Genomic DNA, 20,372 nt, shown 5'->3' on the forward strand with positions numbered 1-20,372 from the left:
TGCCTTATCTCAATATCTCCACGCCGGTCTCCGCCTGTAACGTATCGAAATCCACGCCGTCCGCCAACTCCACCAATTTCAGGCCGTCTGAAACCACATCCAACACCCCTAAATCGGTGATGATGCGGTGAACGACTTTTTTACCTGTTAACGGCAGTTCGCATCGGGGTTTGATTTTGAATGCGCCGTTTTTCGCCGTATGCTCCATCAGCACAATCACACGCTGTACGCCGGCCACCAAATCCATCGCACCGCCCATGCCTTTGACTATTTTTCCCGGAATCATCCAGTTGGCCAAATCGCCCTGTCCCGACACTTCCATCGCCCCCAAAATCGCCAGATTCACTTTACCGCCGCGTATCATTGCAAACGATTGCGAACTGGAAAAAAAGCTGGCACCGGGCTGAGCCGTTACCGTCTGCTTACCGGCATTGATTAAATCCGCGTCGATTTCCGCCTCGGTCGGAAACGCCCCGATACCGAGCAGGCCGTTTTCCGATTGCAGCATCACATTCACGCCTGCCGGAATATAATTCGCCACCAAAGTCGGCAGGCCGATACCCAAATTGACATAAAAACCGTCTTGCAGCTCTTGTGCCGCACGTTGCGCCATCTGTTCGCGAGTCCAAGCCATGTTTACGCCCCTTTTGTCGTACGTTGTTCGATACGTTTCTCCGGCTCCGCATTGACCACAATTCGGTGGACATAAATGCCAGGCAGATGAATATGGTCGGGATCCAATTCCCCCGTTTCCACCAGTTCCTCCACCTCGACTATCGTCAGCTTGCCCGCCGTCGCCACATCCGGATTAAAATTACGCGCCGTTTTACGGAATACCAGATTGCCGGTTTTATCCGCTTTCCAAGCCTTGACCAAAGCGATATCGGCAGTGAGCGAACGCTCCATCACGTATTCTCTGCCGTCAAACTCCCTGATTTCTTTGCCTTCGGCCACCTGAGTACCCACACCGGTTTTAGTGAAAAATGCCGGAATACCCGCACCGCCGGCACGCAGTTTCTCGGCCAAAGTACCCTGCGGCGTCAACTCCACTTCCAACTCTCCCGATAAAAACTGGCGTTCAAACTCTTTGTTTTCACCGACATAAGACGCAATCATTTTCTTCACTTGACGCGTTTGCAGCAGCAAACCCAAACCGAAATCGTCCACTCCGGCATTGTTGCTGATACAGGTCAGATTTTTCACACCGCTGTCGCGCAAAGCGGCAATCAAGGCTTCCGGAATACCGCACAAACCGAAGCCGCCAACAGCCACCGTCTGCCCGTCCGCCACCACGTCCTGCAAAGCCGCCGCCGCACTAGGGTAAAGTTTGTTCATGTTTTCTCCTCATATGCTTATTCGATATCCGAACATACAGAAACAATTTTCAGACGGCCTATTTATTCCGCATCCGGCTGATTCTCCGGAGCCGCTGCCTGAAACTCAGGCAAAGATACGCACTCGGCAACAATTCGCAAAATTGTCGGATAGGCAGACAAATCCACTTGGAAGCGGCGGGCGTTGTAGACCTGCGGAATCAGACAACAGTCGGCCAAGGTTGGGGTGTTTCCATGACAGAAGCGGCCGGTTTGCCCGCTTTGCAACATCTGTTCCAATGCTGCAAAACCCTCATGAATCCAATGTGCATACCACTCGTTTTTTGCCTCTTCCGACAGACCTGCCCGATTTTGCAGATACTGCAATACGCGCAAATTGTTGAGCGGGTGGATGTCGCAGGCAACCAGTTGCGCCATGGCCCGCACGCGCGCGCGTTCCGTAATGTTTTCCGGCAGTAAAGGATATTCGGGATAGGCCTCGTCCAAATATTCGACAACCGCCATAGACTGGGTCAGAATTTGTCCGTCGTCTTCCAATGCCGGCACAAGCTTTTGCGGATTAACGGCTTGATAGACTGCCGATTTTTGTTCACCTCCGTTTCTCATCAAATGGACAAACTCGGTGTCATATGGCAGTTTTTTCAAATTAAGGGCAATCCGCACACGGTAAGCGGCCGAACTGCGGTAATAGGAATAAAGTTTCATGGATACATCCTTGTTTTGCTGAACCAATAGGCCGTCTGAAAATAGCGGTTTAAATACTTTTATCAGCCTTACTCAAGGTTAATCCAGTAAATCCGAACACTAATGTCAACACCAAGCATAAATAGCAGAAGAATGCATAAGGCAGATAATCGATCACCGATACTTCTAAGACATTGCTGATAAACACACCGCACACGCTCCACGGCACTAGCGGATTGATTACCGTGCCGGCATCCTCCACCGTGCGTGCGATGTTACGCGGATGCAGGTTCAATCGTTCGTATACGGGCTTGAAGGTGTTACCGGCCAGCAGCAGGCTTAGATATTGTTCGCCGATCAAAACGTTCACGCCTAAAGAGGTGGCAGCGACAGTCAGCGTTGCCCGTCCTGCGCTGGTGAGCAGATGGCTGATACCCGCCATTAATGCCGGCAAAATTCCCAATGCATTCAGCAAACCGCCCAAACTTAACGCCAAAATCACAATGGTTTGGGTAAAAAACATGCTGTTGATACCGCCTCGCGAGACGATTCGTCCGACTTCTCCCAAATCCACACCTTCAGCCGGTTTGTAACCGGTAAAGAAATAACCGCCAAGCTGCCCGACAGAAGGCGTGCTATGAATAAAAGTAACCGCCAAAGCCGTAATAATCGTGGCGATGATTGTGTAAATGGCGTTGACTTTCCGTACCGCCAACACCACCAAAACCAAAAACGGCAGCAGCGCATAACCGTGAATCAAACCGCTGGCGGCGAGCTGACGGCGGAAAGCTTCCACGCCGGCCAAGTCGGCCTGACCGATACCGCTTGAAAAAAACCAGAAAATCAAAGCCGTCATCAACCAAGCGGGGACGGTCGTATACATCATGTTGCGGATGTGCTCGAACAAATCGATGTCGACAATCGATGCGGCGATACTGGTCGTATCCGACAAGGGCGACATTTTGTCTCCGAAAAATGCGCCCGATACCACCGCGCCGGCCACCACCGCGGGATTGGCATCAAATGCCGTGCCCATGCCGATAAATGCCACACCCAAAGTGGCACAAGTCGTCAGGCTGCTGCCAATGGCAACGCCGATAACCGAAGTCAGAATAAAAGCGGATAAATAAAAGGTTTGCGGCGAAATCAGCTCGAAACCGTAATAAATCAAAGTGGGAATCGACCCTGTCATCATCAGTGCAGACACCAGCAAGCCGATAAAGAAAAACAGATAAATCGCACCGATACCCGACATCACACCCGAAGCCATACCGTTTTGCATGGCTTTGAAACTCAAACCTCTGAACCTGCCCAACACCAACAGGCCGCATAAAACCAAAATAACCGACAGATGCGGAACCCACTCGAAACCGATCATGGTGATACCCATCACCGCCACAATCAGCCCGGCAATCGGCACGGCCTCTCTCGGTTTCATACTCAGCAACGCTTCGTTCATGTTTCTCTCCTCCGGGATTGTGCCTTCATACGGCCAACCTTGTTTTTATTTTCAGACGGCCTGACTGCTCGGCAAACCGATTGGATTTTTTAATGTTTTTAATCTTTAAGGCCGTCTGAAAAAAGCGCAAATTTTCAGACGGCCTGTTGTGTATCAATACTGCGTATTCACTTTATTGATGATGCTGCCGAAAATATTGTTGCCGTCTTTATCCAGCATTTCGATTTTCACCACATCGCCGTGCTGCATAAACGGCGTTTGCGGTTTACCCGTTTCAATGGTTTCATACATGCGGGCTTCGGCCAAACAGCAATAGCCCACACCGCCGTTTTCCACCGACGAACCGTAAAGATTGTCCTGCTTGTTCGATACCGTACCAGAGCCGACAATCGTGCCGGCTTCCGCATCGCGGGTTTGGGTAACATGCGAAAGCAAACGGCCGAAATTAAAGGTCATATCCTGACCGGCATTCGGAAAGCCGAACAGTTTGCCGTTTAAAGTAACGCGCAAAGGCAAATGCACTTTACTGTCTTGCCACGCATCGCCCAATTCGTCGGGCGTTACCGCCACCGGGCTGAATGCGCTGGCGGGTTTGCTTTGAAAAAAGCCGAAACCTTTGGCCAATTCGGCGGGAATCAAACCGCGCAGGGAAACATCGTTCACCAACATGATCAAACGGATGGCTTTGGCGGCTTCTTCAGGTGTAGCCCCCTGCTTCAAATCTCCGCTGACCACCACCACTTCCGCTTCGAAATCAATGCCCCACTCTGGTTTTGCCAAAATTTCGTCTCTCGGGCCGATAAAGCTGTCCGAACCGCCCTGATACATCAGCGGATCATCATAAAACGACTCCGGCACTTCTGAATTGCGGGCTTTGCGTACCAATTCCACATGGTTGAGATACGCCGAGCCGTCGGCCCATTGATAGGCGCGCGGCAAAGGAGAATGGCACTGCTCGGGATCAAACGCTTCGCCCTGCTCGGGGTTTGCGTTTAATTCGTCATAAATATTTTTCAGACGGCCTTCCGCCTGTTCCCAGTCATCCAAAGCAGCCTGCAAAGTCGGGATTTCCGGCAGAACATAGCGGCTCAAATCGCGGCTGACCACAGCCAAACGGCCGTCCCGACCGCCTTGTTTCAAGGTTGCTAATTTCATGTGTTTTCCTTATCGGTATATTCGGATTTCCATTTCCGAAATGCGGTTTGTATCGTTGCTTTACGGTAAGCGGTCTGCGTTGCCTGCTCATACTTCCGGCGGCTCGGTACCGTCATGAATCCAACGTGCATGCTGGGGCGCGCGCTTGGTTTCCGCCCACTGGTTGAGCATATCCCATTTCACTTTATCCAAAGCACGGCTCATTTTCTCCGTTGCCACATCGCAGGCCAGTTCGATACGGTGGCCGCTTGGGTCGAAAAAATAAATAGATTGAAACAGGGTATGGTTTACAGGGCCGAGCACATCGATACCTTCTGCAATCAGTTTGTCTTTGGTTGCTAATAGCTTTTCCATGCTTTCCACTTTAAACGCGATATGTTGCGTCCATACCGGCGTATTCGGATCACGCCCCATTTCCGGCTTGGTCGGCAACTCGAAAAAAGCCAGAATATTGCCACCGCCGGCATCTAAAAAAATATGCATATAGGGGTCAGGCTCGCCGGTGGAAGGTACTTTGTCTTCGGCAATCGCCAATACAAAACCCATCTCCAAATGTTTCTGATACCACTCAACGGTTTCTTTCGCGTCTTTGCAACGGTAAGCCGCATGATGAACGCCCTGGGTGACAGCCATAATGTTTCTCCTATTGAATAGCGCAACACCTAACGGTTGGATTGTCGATTGGGGTATGAAGGCCGTCTGAAAATTTTAACTGCTTTTTTTCAGACGGCCTCAACCGCCCTTATTCTTCAACCGTCAGTGCGCCGCGACGGATTTGATCTCTTTCCAAAGATTCGAATAAGGCTTTGAAGTTGCCTTCTCCGAAACCTTCGCGGTAGTCGCCTTTACGCTGGATAAATTCAAAAAATACCGGCCCTAATAATGTCTCGGAAAAAATCTGCAACAACAAGCGCGGATGACCGCCCTCGGTCGTCCCGTCAAGCAAAATGCCGCGTGCACGCAATGCATCGACAGGCTCGCCGTGCCCCGGCAGTCTTTCGTCCAACATTTCATAATAAGTGGCAGGCGGCGCCGTCATTAAAGGAATACCTGCAGCACGAAGCTGGTCGATGGTTTCCAAAAGATTGTCGCTCAGCAAGGCGATATGCTGAATGCCCTCTCCGCCAAACTGCATCAAATATTCTTCAATCTGCCCGCCTCCCTGTTTTGCTTCTTCGTTTAACGGAATGCGGATCAAACCGTCCGGCGCCGTCATTGCGCGACTGGTTAAGCCGGTATATTCACCTTTGATATCGAAATAACGGATTTCTTTGAAATTAAAAAGTTTTTCGTAAAAACCCGCCCAATAATCCATACGGCCGCGGTAAACGTTGTGGGTCAGATGATCTACGATTTTTAAACCGTAACCGAAAGGATTACGGTCGACATCCGGCAAAAATTTAAAATCGATATCGTAGATGGACTTGCCGTCTTCAAAACGGTCAATCAAATACAGCGGCGCACCGCCGATGCCTTTGATAGCCGGCAAACGCAGTTCCATCACCGAAGTCGGAATATCGATAGGCTGCGCACCCAATGCCAAAGCTCGCTGGTAAGCCTGATGTGCATCACGTACCCTAAACGCCATACCGCAAGCACTCGGCCCGTGTTCCGCAGCAAAATAAGCCGCCTGACTGCCCGGCTCCCGGTTCACAATAAAATTGATACCGCCCTGACGATAAAGCAAAACATCTTTAGAACGGTGTTTCGCCACCAAAGCAAACCCCATTTTTTCAAACAAAGGCTCCAAAATACCGGGTTCGGGAGAAGCAAACTCTACAAATTCAAAACCGCACAGACCCATCGGATTATCAAACAAGTCAGCCATAATCTTTTTCCTGATTTATTAAATTTAATTGATTATTCTAAAAATAAAAAACCGATTCATATAAACAGATAAAAATCTACCAAATCAGCCTATTTCTGTTCAAACCATCATAAAACGGCTATTATTTATCATACAATCAGTTTTTTATTATTTATTTATCAGAAATTCTTATGAATATTACTTTAAGGCAATTAAAAGCATTTATCACCGTTGCCCAATTCGGCAGCTTCACCCGTGCGGCCGAAGCCCTTCATCTGACCCAATCGGCACTCAGCGGCTTGATAAAAGAACTGGAACAAAATCTGGATGTTAAATTATTCGACCGAACCACCAGACAACTACACCTGTCCGCATTCGGCAGCGCCCTGCTGCCACAAGTGCAACGCATTTTGAATGAAGTATCCTCTCTGAATATCGAATTGCATAATTTAAAAAACCACCAGCAAGGCCAGGTGCACATTGCCGTATCGCAACAGCTCGCTGCTTCCGCCCTTCCCGCACTGATTGCCGCTTTCCAAAAACAGTACCCCGATATCCAAGCCAATTTGATAGATTGCAGCGTAGAACAGGTTTTGCAGCGGGTTGAAGACAATGAAGCCGACTTCGGCATCGGCCCCGAACGCAGTTGCGGCAGCGACATCGAACGCGAACTTCTGTTCACCCTGCCTTTTTATCTGGTCGTGCCCGACAGCCATCGCTTAGCCCGGCAAACCGCCGTACAATGGTCGGCGTTATCGGAAGAATCCCTGATTACTCTCAGCAGCCCGTTCACAGACCGCCTCGCTTCATCACTCCCCCCGCATATGGCCGGATACATCCAACAACCACGCTACCGCGTCAATTTCCTTTCTACCGCACTCGGCATGACTAAAGCCGGTCTCGGCATTACCATCTGCCTTCCCTACGCCTCCGACTGGGTGCGCCAACACGGCTTGGTGATGAGAAAACTGGATAATCCGGTTATCAACCGCAGCTTTTATCTTTACCGCCGCAGCAACCGTTCACTTTCTCCTGCGGCAGAAGCATTAAAAGCATTTACCCACCAATACACCCGATCAAACTTCTTTTCAGCGGCTCAAGATTCAGACAGTCAGTAAAAAGGCCGTCTGAAAAATGACAACAATCACAATACCGGCAATCCTCATTTTCACCAATTACTCTCCATATCCAGTCTCTCTTCTCCTTATAAACCTGATAAATAAATAAGGCCGAGACCTTTACAAAATAGCCCCTATACCCAACAGCCGAAACCCAAACACAGGATTTCGGCTGTTTTCCGTTCTAAATATCCCCTTTATTCCCCTCAAATACCCGATAATCGGGTATCTGAGCTGCCTTTCAGATGGCAACAGGCGCACGTAGCCTGTTGGCTGCTTTCAGCAGGTTCAAACACATCGCCTTCAGATGGCTTTGCGCACTCACTTTGCTCAGACCAAAATAAGTTGCCCGGGCATGGCGGAATTTACGGTGCAGCGTACCAAAGCTTTGTTCGACCACATAACGGGTTTTCGATAAGTGTCGGTTACGTTTGGTTTGAGCTTCCGTCAACGGCCGGTTGCGGTGGGATTTGCACATGATGCCGTCCCGCAACTGATGTTCTTCCAGATGTTGCCGGTTTTCCATACTGTCGTAGCCTTTATCGGCATAGACAGTCGTGTCTTGGGCTAGGCCTTCCAACAAAGGCAGCAGGTGTTTGCACTCATGGGCATTGGCGGCAGTGATGTGCAGTTTCTCAATATAGCCTTCCGCATCGGTGCGGGTGTGTTGTTTGTAGCCCAGCCTGTATCGCCCGTCTTTCTTCACCCAACGGGCACCGCTGTCTTTACTCGGTGTGGTTTGGCTGTTGACTTGCCCTTCGTCATCCACTTCTATGGCCTGACGTTGTTTGCCGCCGGCCGTCTGAATAATGGTAGCGTCAACGATGGCGGCGGATGCTTTCTCTACTTTTAAACCCTTGTCAGTCAGTTGGCGGTTAATCAGATCCAGTAATTCGGCCAAGGTGTTGTCTTGCGCCGGCCGGTTGCGGTAGCGGCATAAGGTGCTGTGATCGGGGATGCTCAGTTCGTCAAAACGGCAAAACAGATGGAAATCGATGCGGGTAATGAGGCTGTGTTCGAGTTCGGGATCGGAAAGGCTGTGCCATTGGCCGAGTAAAACGGCTTTGAACATGGACAGCAGGGGATAGGCGGGACGGCCGCGGTGGTCTCGAAGGTAACGGGTTCTTTGATGGTTGAGGTAATGTTCGATCGGTTGCCAATCAATCACCTGCTCCAGCTTCAGTAGAGGAAAGCGGTCGATGTGTTTGGCAATCATGGCTTGTGCGGTTTGCTGAAAGAAGGTGCTCATGAAAAATTCCCTAAATGTCTTGGGAGGGAATTTAGGGGATTGGGAGGAATTTTGCAAAGGTCTCAGGCCTATTTCATCTCATCAATAATATAAAAATAAATGTATCAATAAACTTTGCTTCTAAGTACCTATTTCACCATACAGAGTCTCCGCAATAAATTTTTTATCATACATTCATTACCTAAATACATAGTAAAAGCCGCATAAAAAAACGCCGCTATAAAAGCGGCGTTTGATGTTAGTTGGTTTTATTTGGCATTACCCAACGCTTGGTCTACACGTTCGCGCAATTCTTTACCCGGTTTGAAGTGAGGAACATACTTCTCAGGAACCTCTACTTTCTCTCCCGTTTTAGGATTACGGCCGACACGTGCGGGACGGTGGTTTAAGTCGAAACTGCCAAAACCACGTATCTCGATACGTTGGCCTTTAGCCAGCGCTCTGGTCATGGTATCAACCAAAACTTTCACGCTATATTCCACGTCCTTAGCGACCAATTGAGTACCGTTTTTCTCGGCAAATGCTTCAGCCAAACGAACCATTAACTCAGATTTGGTCATTGACTACACCTTACTCTTGGTTACCGGACAATTTGGCTTTCAACAAATCGCCCAAGCTGGTGGTACCTGCGTTAGCAGATGCAGACGCATTTACAGAGTTCAAAGCATCGCGGTTTTCTTTAGCATCTTTTGCTTTAACAGACAGTTTGATGCTGCGGTTTTTGCGGTCAACGGTAGAAATAACGGCTTCTACTTCTTCGCCTTCTTTCAATACGTTGCGCAGATCTTCAACGCGCTCGCTAGACCATTCGGAAGCAGGCAGGTAAGCTTCAACATCGTCAGCCAGGGCTACAACCGCACCTTTGGCATCGATTGACTTAACAGTACCTTTAACCAAAGAACCTTTGTCGTTTACGCTAACGAAGTTACCGAAAGGATCGCCTTCCAATTGTTTGATACCCAAAGAAATACGCTCTTTTTCAACATCGATGGCCAATACAACGGCTTCCACTTCTTCGCCTTTTTTGTATTTGCGTACGGCTTCTTCACCAGACTCGGTCCAAGACAGGTCAGACAAGTGAACCAAACCGTCGATGCCGCCGGGCAAGCCAACGAATACACCGAAATCGGTAATAGATTTAACCGCACCTGAAAGTTTGTCGCCTTTATTGTGATTAGCGGCAAAATCTTCCCACGGATTAGCTTGACATTGTTTCATGCCCAAGCTGATACGGCGGCGGTCTTCGTCGATTTCCAAGATCATCACTTCTACTTCGTCACCCAATTGAACCACTTTGCTCGGGTGTACGTTTTTGTTGGTCCAATCCATTTCGGAAACGTGTACCAGACCTTCGATACCTTGTTCGATTTCCACGAATGCACCGTAGTCGGTCAGGTTAGACACTTTACCGAACAGACGGGTGCCTTGCGGATAGCGACGGGCCAAACCGTTCCAAGGATCTTCGCCCAATTGTTTCATACCCAAAGATACGCGTTGTTTGTCTTGGTCGAATTTCAATACTTTGGCTTCGACTTCTTGACCAACTTCCAGAACTTCGCTCGGGTGTTTCACACGACGCCATGCCAAGTCGGTGATGTGCAACAGGCCGTCGATACCGCCCAAGTCAACGAATGCACCGTAGTCGGTAATGTTTTTAACGATACCTTTAACCACTGAACCTTCTTGCAGATTTTCCAGCAACGCTTTGCGCTCTTCGCCCAAAGTCACTTCCAGAACTGCGCGGCGTGATACCACAACGTTGTTGCGTTTTTTATCCAATTTGATCACTTTGAATTCGATCTCTTTACCTTCAAAGTGAGAAGTGTCTTTAACCGGACGTACGTCAACCAAAGAACCCGGCAGGAAGGCGCGGATGCTGTTGATCATAACGGTCAGGCCGCCTTTTACTTTGCCGTTGATTACGCCGGACAGGATGTCGCCGTTTTCCATGGCTTCTTCCAAAGCAATCCAGTCGGCAGCACGTTTGGCTTTTTCACGTGACAATTTGGTTTCACCGAAACCGTTTTCAACTGATTCGATGGTTACGGTAACGAAGTCACCGACTTTTACTTCAATCTCGCCCTGAGCGTTTTTGAATTCAGCTACATCAATCAGAGATTCTGATTTCAAACCGGCATTTACGGTAACGAAGTTGTTGTCGATTGCCACTACTTCAGCGGTAATCACTTCACCGGGATTCATCTCTTGAAGGGTAAAGCTTTCTTCCAACAGTTGGGCAAAATTTTCCATAGTCATATATAACTCTTTTCGGTACACCGCCAAGGAGTGTGAGGTTGGTTTAGAAAAAACCTGCCGCCCCTGGCACGGCAAGTTTGATATTTATACTATTGATTATTCAGAATATTATTCAACCTCCAAGAGGCCGTCTGAAAATCAGGCGTCATTATACAGTAGAGCTAGATTTTTGCATACCAATCAATGACTTTTTTTACTGCTTCCTCTATCCCCATGTCCGACGTATCCAATAATAACGCTTCGGGTAGCTGCTGAAGCGGCGCAACTGCACGGCGGCGGTCCGCTTCGTCTCTTGCTTCGATGTCGGACAAAATCCGATCAAACTCTATGCCTTCACAGGCAATGCCTATTTGCTTGGCGCGGCGCTCTGCCCGAACTTGTGCGGAAGCAGTCAGAAATACTTTTAATCCTGCCTCCGGAAACACAACCGAGCCCATATCCCTGCCGTCCGCAACCAAGCCCTTTTCAGTTAGGAAACTGCGTTGTCTGTTCAGCAATGCTTCCCGAACTTTCGGGAAACGTGCAATCGCAGAAGCACCCATACCGATCCGCTCGGTACGGATTTCGCTGCCGGCATCTTGCCCGTCCAACAAAATTTTTTGCGCTTCAAATATAACCGGAAGCACCCGGGCCAATGCTGCAACCGATTCTTCATCTTCCCACGACACACCTTTCCGCTGCGCATAAAGTGCCGTCAACCTATATAAAGCGCCCGAATCCAAATAATCAAATCCCAACTGCTCAGCCACACGCGAGGCCACCGTACCCTTTCCCGAAGCACTCGGGCCGTCAATGGCAATAATTTTTCTACTCAAATCCATAATCTTCTCTTAATTGGGTTATGCTATTTTCGCTAAAATGATTTGTTGGCATAATAACAATTCTTATCTGTTTTCTCCAACACCGTTGCTATATTTCACACTGCAAAGACCAAAATGACCGATTTCATCCATTTACAGCCTGTTTCTCTGAAACCTTCAACCGTGGCCTTGCCAGGCTCAAAAAGCATCAGTAATCGTACCTTATTGCTGGCCGCACTGTCCGACAATGCATGCGAAATCCGCTCTCTGCTGAAATCCGACGATACCGACCGCATGTTGGAAGCACTGACCGCATTGGGCATACGTTTGGAAAACATCGAAGAAGGCCGTCTGAAAGTATACGGTTGTGGCGGACGTTTTCCAAAACAAGAAGCCGATTTATTTTTAGGTAATGCCGGCACGGCTTTCCGACCATTAACAGCTGTTCTCGCCATCCTAGGCGGCAACTTCCACCTACACGGCATTCCCCGTATGCACGAACGCCCCATCGGCGACCTGGTTGACGCGCTGCGCATTGCCGGCGCCCGTATCGACTATTTAGACAATGACGGCTTCCCTCCTTTGCAAATCGGCAACTATACCGATACAAATCAACGTATTATTCCAATCAAAGGCAACGTTTCCAGCCAATTCCTAACCGCTTTACTGATGGCTCTACCCTTGACCGGCAAAGCTTTTGAAATCCACGTCGAAGGAGAACTGATTTCCAAACCTTATATAGATATCACCTTAAAGCTGATGGCTCAATTCGGCGTTACGGTCGAACATTACGATTACTGTATTTTCAAAATCCCGGCCAACTCTCACTATCATGCCCCCGAATACTTGCATGTTGAAGGCGATGCTTCCAGCGCATCTTACTTTTTAGCAGCAGGATTGCTGTCCGGGCAACCAATCCGTGTCACGGGTATCGGCGGCAACAGTATTCAAGGCGACATTGCCTTTGCCCATGAATTGGAAAAAATCGGTGGCACTGTCGTATGGGGAGAAAACTTTATCGAAGTATCCCGCCCGGAAGGCCAAACCGTTTTACCGTTTGACTTGGATGCCAACCACATTCCCGATGCTGCCATGACATTAGCCATTGTTGCCCTAGCCAGTGGAGAAACCTGCACACTGCGCAATATCGGCTCCTGGCGAGTTAAAGAAACCGACCGTATTGCCGCCATGGCCACCGAGTTAAGAAAGCTTGGTGCTACCGTAATTGAAGAAGCGGAAGCGATACACATTACTCCTCCTGCAACCTTAATTGCCAATGCCGAAATCGACACCTACGACGACCACCGCATGGCCATGTGTTTCGCGCTGGTATCACTCTTAAAAACACCTGTTATCATCAAAGATCCTAAATGCACGTATAAAACCTTCCCCACTTATTTCGAGGTACTGGCCTCATTAAGTACCGACAATTGAGAAAGCAGTATCAATATACCGTTAGAAAAGGCCGTCTGAAAATTTCAGACGGCCTTATTACTTTGGTATTTAGAAAATGAAGCTTAGCAAAAGTCATTAGGTCCTTAATAGTTAAGACAAATACCATAATGATTCCGTTCTTTCACTTTATATACAAATATAAAATAAAAAACCGCGCCGAATACGGCGCGGTTCTAGGAATCACCCGAAGGTGAATTCCTGGATTCCAGTGCTTTAGGAGTAAAGTTCATCTAACAAAATCAACTTAAGTTGACTTGCTTAAGCCCATCCCCATCATTCTTATTTTTCGAAATAAGAACACCACAAACGGGGCATATCTAGCAATGCGTATAGCCGCTACTGTTCTCCAGTAGCTGAAACTGTCGTTCCTTAATCCCAAGATGTCCGTCTTGACTCAATCCCTCCCACCACTGTCACCTTACCTTCAAACATCCAAGAAAACCGCTCTTCCACTTGCTTTGTCCACAATCTAATAAGCGCCCCTTATAAGCGTTTTCAACCGCCCATAAGGACATTCTCCATCAGTCTGCTTTCATCACTTACAGTTAAACGCTCTCCTTTTCCATTTTCCGGCTCAACTCGAGTGGCTTCAGTTCAATTGCCGTTTTAATCACAGGATGATTTTTTTCCTCGGCCCATAACCCGGCTACAAGCTAGATTAAGAGCCGATTCTTACTACTTTTCGCACTACCGATAACACTATTAGTGATATGCTTCACCCATTGCAGGCGGTGCTCGCGCACCCTAAGTTCAAGGCTGCGGATATCTTATTATTTTTCTGTAAACGTTTGCTGCTTACAAAACAATGTTTCATAAAACAACATTCACCTACTATCCAAATAACGTGATACCAAAACTATCTACTCTTTCGACGTTTGCACTGGAAGACCAAGAACTGAAGTTAACATTTGCTCCAACATAAGCTGATATTCAGTTTTCTGTTGTTTCATCTCTAAAACTCTTTGCTGCTCTTGCTTATCCAACTTCATCAGCAAGTTAACATAACCGCCAATTTGAGTAATATTTAACGGCGCCGGAATCCGAGATGCCTTAGTATCGCTCTCTGTTGCAATCCTTCTTAAAATCAATTTTTTTAATTCCTGCACTTCCGGCGAAGTTTCTTGCTCTAAGATTTTTTGCACAACATCATCGATATTCATTCCAACCTCCTCTTTTTTTGAAAATCTGAAATGATTTTTTCCATTACTAAAATAGCAATTCCTTTTTATCTACCTCTCTTTTCAAACAATAGAATAGGCATCTCATTCATGTTGGGTTATAACCACCAACTCACTTTCAACCTTTCTTTGTCTGCTGTTTCCATAGTTTGTTATTTAATATGAATATACAAAAGTAAGCATCTCAACCATCTATAGAAACACAAAGAGAGTTTCCGATTTATTACGAATTATTATTTATTCGGCTATTTTGATTCTCCTCCTTGAGCTTGCTTAAGCTTTTCATTGTCTTCTTTCAACTTTGCATTATCCTCTTTGAACTTTTTATTTTCATCTTTTAGTTTTTCATTGTCTTTCTTAAGATTTTCATTCTCTTCCTTCCGGAATTTAAGCTCTGAAACATAACTTAAGGCCGACTTAGCAAGATCTGCAGAAGCATCAATTACTTTGTCACGTCCCGCTTGTGCGCTTGCCGTACCTGCATTCAACACATCTTTTAAATGCGCCTGCCCTGTAATATCCGAAAAGCTAGGGGCATTTTTACCAATCAGTGCAGAAAGAACATCCATATCCATCGTTACTTTAGGCGCATCCGCACTTTTCAGATTCAAAGCAGAAATATCTTTTGTTGATTTTCCTGACAAATAATCATTGCTATTCAGATACTTATTATTAATCTCCATTTTATCAATCGGAGAATCCTGCCAGTTCCAGAAACGGGTCAAATCAATTTCCTCACTTACATTGGTTTCACCTAACACGGCCTCACCAATCATACCGTCTGTCGGCAAAGAGATAACCGTTGTCGGTACACGAAAATTGTTTGTATGGTACCGGTAAAGAGCATCCTGTATTTCACCTGATGTTTTACCCAATTTTTTGGCAAGGCTTAAAGGATAGGTAAAAGGCAACAACATACAGTTACCATAAAAACCGAGCGGTTTCATAATATTGACGCAATTCAACAGAGGAATATTTATCTCCTTGGAAACCGTCGCGGCCGAAGTAGCAGCAGATCCTGGAATTTCCTCGAAATTCATATCTATCGTGTACGGTTCCAACAACATTGCACGCTCCCCGCTACTCAACGATTGCCATACAACCTGTGAATAGCGCAAAGTCTCTGAAGCCACATGCTGCAATGTTTCTTCCATTAACTGGAGCTCAGAATAACGCAAGGTTTTATTGTCCGCCGACAATCTGACAGAAACCGCATTATTCAACTCATTACGCAATAGCATTGCGTGTATTCCCCTAGTTTTTTCTTGTTCTACCTTATTTTCTCCTTGTTTTCTTTCTACCGTAGCCTCCCCTTGTTTTACTTCTATGGTATGAATAGTCGGATTGCCTAATGACTTCAAACGGCACGCGGCCAATGTAATATTTGGTGTAATAAAAGCCTCAGGTAAAAGTGATTTATAATGTTCAATATTCGCCCTATCTGTATCACTTTTTATATTATCTTCGGCTAAATGTTTTAAATAGTCCTTCAGATTTTTTTTAACTTCAGTTTCAGCCTCTTCCAATTCTCTATGAAGTTTTAAAGTATAATTTAACGGTTCTACCGAATGCTTGATGCGGATATAGTCTAAATCATCATTTACTAGATCTGACGGCAGGTGAAAACTACAAGTTACTTTTACTTCACCACGTTTATTTCTCGCATCCCGAATCGCTTGCAACACTTCATTGGTTGAACTGCAATCCCTATACTTCCCATCGTCAAAGTACTGAATCTTAGCACGTTCATATTTCTCTATTTCTCCTGCAATACTTCCACGCCCATTTTTCAAATACAATGTTACTGATAAATCATCAAAAGTCAGAAAATTACCATAGAAAGTTAGACTTAATTTTGTTGAGCTATCATTTATATTTTCCATTGTCCAATTCGGATAAGCTGCATATTTTTGAATCAAGCGTAATCCGTTACGATAGCGGCGTGGCAAGGCATAACGTAATACATCCTCATATTTCAATAATGTTTTATAGCGTTGATCAAACTGGGTTTTGTCAAATTCAGATCCTTTACTTTTATTTGTCGTATTAGTCTGTTGCTGCTGTTCATCCGGCAAAAATTTAACTAACTCTAAAGGCACAAATAATACCAAATCAACACTATCGATACAGGTCTCCAACTTATAGCGTCTCATCACTTCCCAATACTGGACAGTCATCGTATGGGAATGGTTGTGATTGGCAATAATTTTGGTTGCTACGGAGTCTGAAGTTTCAGCCGATCCCATCGACATACTGATGCGCTTAGCTTGCGAAATACGATTTGACGCACTTTTAATACTGCGTTGAAAACTCTGAGCCGCATTAGAAGCCTCATTATGGAAATTATGCTGACTGGCGGAAGCAGACCCCGTCCCTTTAGCCTTAGAGCTACCACCTGCCAAACCGAGCGCCCCAGCAAATCCACTATAAAATCCTCCAATACCGAATCCTAAGCCCCAAGAACTAGTTGAAGCACTATAATCATAATTAGACTGTGCATTTGACATTTGGTTAACAGCATAATTAAATGCGGCAGTGGTATCATCGGACTGATCTTGCAAGTAATCCTCCCTTACCATATCCGAACCTGCACCCTGATTGATAACGCTATAGCGCTGCTTATTTTCACGAACTACCAAACGCTGTTCTTCCCCCGGAGCCAGAATTAACGAATAAAGTAACGATCCTAATGCAAAACCGTCCGGCACCCATGCCTGATGCATATTGAGAACATAGCCCACACCAAGCGAACTTGCACGTATACAATCCTGAGGACTGGTACGGATTTTTTCTTTAAAATCCGTAACATTAACAGGTTTAGTTAATTTCTTCCGACTTTCTTGTGAAGAAACATTTGGCTCAACCAATCTTTGCAACATGCTATAACTATAAGTTTTTGATGGGGCCGTATCGGTAGAAAGACGGATCACATGATCATCATTGCCCATCAATTTAACTTTGGGCAGAGTTTTTTCCAAATCCTCAGGTTCACTGCGAAACAGCTCTTCAATAATGACAAACCCGTCATTTTCCCGTTCGTTATAATTTGCACCTTCTAAATTAGCGTTCAAAGAATTACAAGCGGCCAAGAGCTTACCAAATGCCATCTTCACACTTGACGCATTAAATTCTTTTAAAATCCATCCTTCAATCTCATCATATTTAGCCAGCAACTCTTGCATTTTCCATTTGTAACCACCAGGCCTATTGCTTGCTGGATCATCGTTAAGTAATTTATTTAATTTATCAATCTGATGTTGAATCCGAATATTTTGTGCATGCTGTCCGCCATTAGCGTTGTAGCCTTTTCGTTCTTCAAGTGAAATAATTTCTTTCTCAGTACGTTCAATCAACAACTCTAAGTTATCAATTTCATCGCCTAGAGCATCTAATTCATAAAAACCTTCTAATTTTTTACGTTCTTGTACTGCATTTAAAATTTCACTCGCGTTTTTAACAAACTCTTGTCTTCTTCCCCCTTGGGAAATTGAAATGGTTACAACTTCTTTAATACTGTATTTATCCGGCAGAGTAATAATAAACTTACCCTGGCTGTCTGTTACAGCAGCAAGCTTTTTGTTTAAATCCTTCAAATCTTCAGCGGGACTCACAATACCGCTAATCTCTACCTCAACCCCGGGAAAAACTCTTTTATCGGCACTGTCTTTACTTCGGATATACACTACTCCGCTCAATGTATTGGGCAACGGCAAGGTGTATTGGATTTCATCAAGAAAGTCCAATCCTTTTTTGATGACCTTACCACTGGCCACATACTCTACTTCTGGAATCTTAATATCGTTTTTAAAGAGATGCAGCGGTGTTTCACCCAATTGCTCATACCACACTCCTCCGCCTACTTTTGACAAAGAAGTGAGCATATCTCTTTGAATAAACTCGACAATGCCTTGCATATCCATTCTATCGGCATCACCACCTGCCTTAATAGCCTTAGACAAAGCTTTAGGCAATGAACGCAATCTTAAATGATCACTACGGATTGAATAAATAAGCAAATCTTGTGCATTTGTAATTAAGCTGTTGATTTCACCTTCCGAAGATGGTGGCCGGAAATCGATTTCTATTGAACAAATTCCTTTGATAATCGGAAAGATTTTCTTAGCATCGACTCTTGCCAAATCTTCTACACAACGCACCCCTGCAATAGCAAGTAAATACGCAATATCCGTCGTCATACCGGAAACACGCCACAGATCAGCCTGCTTCACCCATGATTCCACCAACTGAACATCAATCTTTAATTTCGCAGCAATACTATTTCGACCTGCCTGCGTTCTTCCACGCGACAACAATGCAGCTACATCGTAAATATATAATTCGCGCAGCCGGGCTTGTAATACTTTACTTATCCCTTTTATAGGGATGAGCGATGATTTAGGCGTAGTCTGTTTATCATATTCTTTTATCAGGTTATCTATTGTTTTTTCTAAGTCTTTTATCAAATCTTTAAACAAAGGAGCACCTGTAGATAAACGAGCAAGATCAGCTGGCGTTCCTTTTTTCAGTTCTTCAAAATATGCAACAATTAAATTTAGCTCTTTACGGGTAAGTTTTTGTGCCGGATCTTTTACTTTTTTATCCAATACCCTTGGCTTTAAATCAGACTCAGTAAGTATATTCTTTTCTTTTTCCCGCCAACTATCTATTTTTTGATGCAAATTAACCAATTGCGAGTTATCCAATGTAGTTTTTTGATCCGCCTGCTGATTCATTTTATGCTCCAATTCTTTATGACATATATAGAAGATAACGGTCTCAAGACAACAATAAGCACACCAAGCTTTTATAAAAAAGCCAAACAACGGTTACTCAATCACACCCCGGCAAAGATTGTTACTGTTTTAAAGCAATCTGTGTTAAGGCCAAATAAATCAAATAATCGAGAAAATTCTTAATTTAGATTAAATATATAGAGACAATAAATCGGTTTACTTTCCACACATTTTGTCAAGTAGACGCCACCATTACAGCATCACCCCTTTTTTGTGAAACCCGTTTATTTTAGAGTGAGTAGAGAATTTTAATGTTTGGTTATTAGATTTTATGTATTTCTACATCATCCAACCAAGCTAATTTTTAATTTTTCAAATCAAAGTTAATAAAACAATAGAAAAACAGAATAAATAATCATTTTTCAATCAATAATTTAATTTTTACTTAAAATACTATTATCTCTGTTTGTTTTAAATTATCCATTTAAAATAAAGTTGTCAATTAATTTAATTGATAATTTTTTGTCATTAATCAATTATTTTCTGCAACTTTAATTATATTTACAATTTCAACAGACAAAATCAGATAGGATTTTATTGGTGACTATATCAATAAAATACTTAATTTTCGGCCATGTCATCCATAGTTACATTATCGATTTGCTACGAATCTGATGAACGATAAACTTTTCCTAACTTTACACTTTGAAATTTCAAAAATGTGAAGTAAAATCCGTTAAAGCAAATACAAAAGAACTACTATGTCGAACAAACTCACTGCTCCCACAGAACTTCCCGATGAAAATGATCTGCGTGCCGTACTTGCCTACAACATGCGCCTATTCCGCGTTAACAAAGGCTGGTCGCAGGAAGAGTTGGCACGCCAATGCGGGCTGGATAGAACCTATGTTTCCGCTGTTGAGCGCAAACGTTGGAATATTGCTTTATCCAACATTGAAAAAATGGCCGTAGCATTAGGCATTCCGCCTTATGAGTTGCTGCTGCCGCCTCAAGCACGACTGGATTTGATGAAATAACGATAAAGTTTGTTGTATCGGGCTGTAACTACAATGGCAAAAAGCACCATAACAATGCATTACAACCCCGTTTTCATGACACACGAAGAAAGGTGATAATGCTGCTG

Annotated in this window: 16 protein-coding genes; 3 read left to right on the plus strand and 13 right to left on the minus strand. The window is 45.2% G+C overall.

Annotated features, from left to right (window positions below; translation table 11 throughout):
* Positions 1–4: 4 nt before the first annotated feature.
* The 7 genes from EL309_RS01145 to hppD form a co-directional block, all read right to left on the minus strand.
* Positions 5–634 carry a 3-oxoacid CoA-transferase subunit B gene (locus EL309_RS01145; protein ID WP_004284140.1) on the minus strand — a complete coding sequence of 210 codons (630 nt, stop codon included), beginning with the start codon at positions 632–634 and terminating at the stop codon, positions 5–7.
* A 2-nt stretch (positions 635–636) separates the two neighbouring features.
* Positions 637–1,335, minus strand: coding sequence for a CoA transferase subunit A (locus EL309_RS01150; protein ID WP_004284141.1), 699 nt, complete (start codon positions 1,333–1,335; stop codon positions 637–639).
* Between the two features lie 62 nt (positions 1,336–1,397).
* Positions 1,398–2,039: a maleylacetoacetate isomerase gene (maiA, locus tag EL309_RS01155; protein ID WP_004284142.1), complete on the minus strand. Its 642-nt coding sequence runs from the start codon at positions 2,037–2,039 to the stop codon at positions 1,398–1,400.
* Between the two features lie 49 nt (positions 2,040–2,088).
* Entirely contained in the window at positions 2,089–3,477 is a 1,389-nt protein-coding gene (gene nhaC, locus EL309_RS01160; RefSeq protein WP_004284143.1) for a Na+/H+ antiporter NhaC, read from the minus strand.
* A 153-nt stretch (positions 3,478–3,630) separates the two neighbouring features.
* Positions 3,631–4,632 carry a fumarylacetoacetate hydrolase family protein gene (locus EL309_RS01165; RefSeq protein WP_004284145.1) on the minus strand — a complete coding sequence of 334 codons (1,002 nt, stop codon included), beginning with the start codon at positions 4,630–4,632 and terminating at the stop codon, positions 3,631–3,633.
* An 87-nt stretch (positions 4,633–4,719) separates the two neighbouring features.
* Positions 4,720–5,265, minus strand: a complete 546-nt coding sequence (locus EL309_RS01170; RefSeq protein ID WP_004284146.1) for a VOC family protein — start codon at positions 5,263–5,265, stop codon at positions 4,720–4,722.
* 109 nt (positions 5,266–5,374) lie between these two features.
* Positions 5,375–6,460 (minus strand): 4-hydroxyphenylpyruvate dioxygenase, encoded by a 1,086-nt coding sequence (hppD, locus tag EL309_RS01175; RefSeq protein WP_004284147.1) that lies wholly within the window; start codon positions 6,458–6,460, stop codon positions 5,375–5,377.
* A gap of 170 nt (positions 6,461–6,630) precedes the next feature.
* Here hppD and EL309_RS01180 point away from each other — a divergent pair, with 170 nt between their 5' ends.
* Positions 6,631–7,557 (plus strand): LysR family transcriptional regulator, encoded by a 927-nt coding sequence (locus EL309_RS01180; protein WP_004284148.1) that lies wholly within the window; start codon positions 6,631–6,633, stop codon positions 7,555–7,557.
* A gap of 241 nt (positions 7,558–7,798) precedes the next feature.
* On the opposite strand, the gene EL309_RS01190 is transcribed toward EL309_RS01180, so the two are convergent.
* The 4 genes from EL309_RS01190 to cmk form a co-directional block, all read right to left on the minus strand.
* Complete coding sequence (locus EL309_RS01190; protein ID WP_126382060.1) at positions 7,799–8,806, minus strand: IS5 family transposase; 1,008 nt, start codon at positions 8,804–8,806, stop codon at positions 7,799–7,801.
* A 248-nt stretch (positions 8,807–9,054) separates the two neighbouring features.
* Positions 9,055–9,366, minus strand: coding sequence for an integration host factor subunit beta (locus EL309_RS01195; RefSeq protein WP_004284360.1), 312 nt, complete (start codon positions 9,364–9,366; stop codon positions 9,055–9,057).
* 10 nt (positions 9,367–9,376) lie between these two features.
* Positions 9,377–11,062: a 30S ribosomal protein S1 gene (gene rpsA, locus EL309_RS01200; protein ID WP_107727273.1), complete on the minus strand. Its 1,686-nt coding sequence runs from the start codon at positions 11,060–11,062 to the stop codon at positions 9,377–9,379.
* A gap of 161 nt (positions 11,063–11,223) precedes the next feature.
* Entirely contained in the window at positions 11,224–11,883 is a 660-nt protein-coding gene (gene cmk / locus EL309_RS01205) for a (d)CMP kinase (protein ID WP_004284356.1), read from the minus strand.
* A 114-nt stretch (positions 11,884–11,997) separates the two neighbouring features.
* Here cmk and aroA point away from each other — a divergent pair, with 114 nt between their 5' ends.
* Entirely contained in the window at positions 11,998–13,296 is a 1,299-nt protein-coding gene (gene aroA, locus EL309_RS01210; protein WP_004284355.1) for a 3-phosphoshikimate 1-carboxyvinyltransferase, read from the plus strand.
* Between the two features lie 881 nt (positions 13,297–14,177).
* On the opposite strand, the gene EL309_RS01215 is transcribed toward aroA, so the two are convergent.
* Positions 14,178–14,477 (minus strand): hypothetical protein, encoded by a 300-nt coding sequence (locus tag EL309_RS01215; RefSeq protein WP_004284354.1) that lies wholly within the window; start codon positions 14,475–14,477, stop codon positions 14,178–14,180.
* A 263-nt stretch (positions 14,478–14,740) separates the two neighbouring features.
* Positions 14,741–19,228 carry a DUF4332 domain-containing protein gene (locus EL309_RS01220; RefSeq protein ID WP_004284352.1) on the minus strand — a complete coding sequence of 1,496 codons (4,488 nt, stop codon included), beginning with the start codon at positions 19,226–19,228 and terminating at the stop codon, positions 14,741–14,743.
* A gap of 761 nt (positions 19,229–19,989) precedes the next feature.
* Between EL309_RS01220 and EL309_RS01225 the strand changes: the two genes are divergently transcribed.
* Positions 19,990–20,265, plus strand: coding sequence for a helix-turn-helix domain-containing protein (locus EL309_RS01225; protein WP_036494799.1), 276 nt, complete (start codon positions 19,990–19,992; stop codon positions 20,263–20,265).
* The last annotated feature ends 107 nt before the right edge of the window (positions 20,266–20,372 follow it).

The sequence above is a fragment of the Neisseria weaveri genome (genome assembly GCF_900638685.1).
GTDB classification, from domain to species: domain Bacteria; phylum Pseudomonadota; class Gammaproteobacteria; order Burkholderiales; family Neisseriaceae; genus Neisseria; species Neisseria weaveri.

What these genes read in the sequence shown, in the direction of transcription:
- EL309_RS01145 (WP_004284140.1), bottom strand. Translation starts at nt 634, where the DNA reads ATGGCTTGGACTCGCGAACAGATGGCGCAACGTGCGGCACAAGAGCTG.
- EL309_RS01150 (WP_004284141.1), bottom strand. Translation starts at nt 1,335, where the DNA reads ATGAACAAACTTTACCCTAGTGCGGCGGCGGCTTTGCAGGACGTGGTG.
- maiA (WP_004284142.1), bottom strand. Translation starts at nt 2,039, where the DNA reads ATGAAACTTTATTCCTATTACCGCAGTTCGGCCGCTTACCGTGTGCGG.
- nhaC (WP_004284143.1), bottom strand. Translation starts at nt 3,477, where the DNA reads ATGAACGAAGCGTTGCTGAGTATGAAACCGAGAGAGGCCGTGCCGATT.
- EL309_RS01165 (WP_004284145.1), bottom strand. Translation starts at nt 4,632, where the DNA reads ATGAAATTAGCAACCTTGAAACAAGGCGGTCGGGACGGCCGTTTGGCT.
- EL309_RS01170 (WP_004284146.1), bottom strand. Translation starts at nt 5,265, where the DNA reads ATGGCTGTCACCCAGGGCGTTCATCATGCGGCTTACCGTTGCAAAGAC.
- hppD (WP_004284147.1), bottom strand. Translation starts at nt 6,460, where the DNA reads ATGGCTGACTTGTTTGATAATCCGATGGGTCTGTGCGGTTTTGAATTT.
- EL309_RS01180 (WP_004284148.1), top strand. Translation starts at nt 6,631, where the DNA reads ATGAATATTACTTTAAGGCAATTAAAAGCATTTATCACCGTTGCCCAA.
- EL309_RS01190 (WP_126382060.1), bottom strand. Translation starts at nt 8,806, where the DNA reads ATGAGCACCTTCTTTCAGCAAACCGCACAAGCCATGATTGCCAAACAC.
- EL309_RS01195 (WP_004284360.1), bottom strand. Translation starts at nt 9,366, where the DNA reads ATGACCAAATCTGAGTTAATGGTTCGTTTGGCTGAAGCATTTGCCGAG.
- rpsA (WP_107727273.1), bottom strand. Translation starts at nt 11,062, where the DNA reads ATGACTATGGAAAATTTTGCCCAACTGTTGGAAGAAAGCTTTACCCTT.
- cmk (WP_004284356.1), bottom strand. Translation starts at nt 11,883, where the DNA reads ATGGATTTGAGTAGAAAAATTATTGCCATTGACGGCCCGAGTGCTTCG.
- aroA (WP_004284355.1), top strand. Translation starts at nt 11,998, where the DNA reads ATGACCGATTTCATCCATTTACAGCCTGTTTCTCTGAAACCTTCAACC.
- EL309_RS01215 (WP_004284354.1), bottom strand. Translation starts at nt 14,477, where the DNA reads ATGAATATCGATGATGTTGTGCAAAAAATCTTAGAGCAAGAAACTTCG.
- EL309_RS01220 (WP_004284352.1), bottom strand. Translation starts at nt 19,228, where the DNA reads ATGAATCAGCAGGCGGATCAAAAAACTACATTGGATAACTCGCAATTG.
- EL309_RS01225 (WP_036494799.1), top strand. Translation starts at nt 19,990, where the DNA reads ATGTCGAACAAACTCACTGCTCCCACAGAACTTCCCGATGAAAATGAT.